This window comes from Brevibacterium permense, from assembly GCF_025506275.1.
Taxonomy (GTDB): domain Bacteria; phylum Actinomycetota; class Actinomycetes; order Actinomycetales; family Brevibacteriaceae; genus Brevibacterium; species Brevibacterium permense_A.
Genome location: NZ_QYCP01000049.1, coordinates 1 through 797 on the forward strand (window position 1 = coordinate 1; position 797 = coordinate 797).

Annotated in this window: 1 protein-coding gene; it reads left to right on the forward strand. The window is 66.0% G+C overall.

Annotated elements, in window-relative coordinates:
* Nucleotides 1-28 precede the first annotated feature (28 nt).
* On the forward strand, nt 29-797 hold a 769-nt coding region (locus D3I60_RS01485), incomplete at its 3' end, for a phospholipid carrier-dependent glycosyltransferase (RefSeq protein WP_262774351.1).

Below are 797 nucleotides of genomic sequence, written 5' to 3' on the forward strand. Positions count from 1 at the left end.
CCCGCCGAGATCTCTAAACTGGACTCCGATGACACACACCGCAGATTCCCCGGCCCCCACCAGGCGCATCGCCCGCGAGCGCCTGGCGAGGAAACGCGAAAAGGTGCGTGCCGGTGCCGCTGCGATGCGCCGCGAAACCTTCCACGCCGGCATGTGGGCCACCCGCGCCCCACTGTGGATGTGGCCGGCCCTGCTCGTCATCACCGGAATCAGCGCTGCTCTGCGACTCTTCCGCCTCGACTTCCCACACCGTCTGATCTTCGACGAGACCTACTACGTCAAGGACGGCTACTCGGTCTTCAACTTCGGGTACGAACGATCCTGGCCCGAGAACGCCGACGATTCCTTCAACGCCGGCGACCCCAGCGTCATCGAACCCACACCCGAATACGTCGTCCACCCGCCCCTGGGCAAATGGCTCATCGGGTGGGGCATCGACCTCTTCGGCGCCGACGATTCTTTCGGCTGGCGCTTCACCGTGGCGGTCATCGGCACCCTGACGATCTTCCTCCTCGGCGTCATCGCCTGGAAGCTCTTCCGCTCGGCGTTCTTCGCCTGCGTCGCCGCCGGCCTGCTCGCCGTCGACGGCGAGCACTTCGTCCACTCCCGCACGAGCCTGCTCGACATCGTGCTCATGGCCTTCGTCCTCCTCGCCTTCTTCTTCATCCTCCTCGACCGCGAGCAGGTGACGAAGCGCCTGGCAACTTGGACCCAGCGCACCGCGGAGATCGACAGCTCCGCTCCGTCCCGCACACTGCAGAATCCAGATCCCCTCCCCGAGGCGGCCGCTTCCTCCC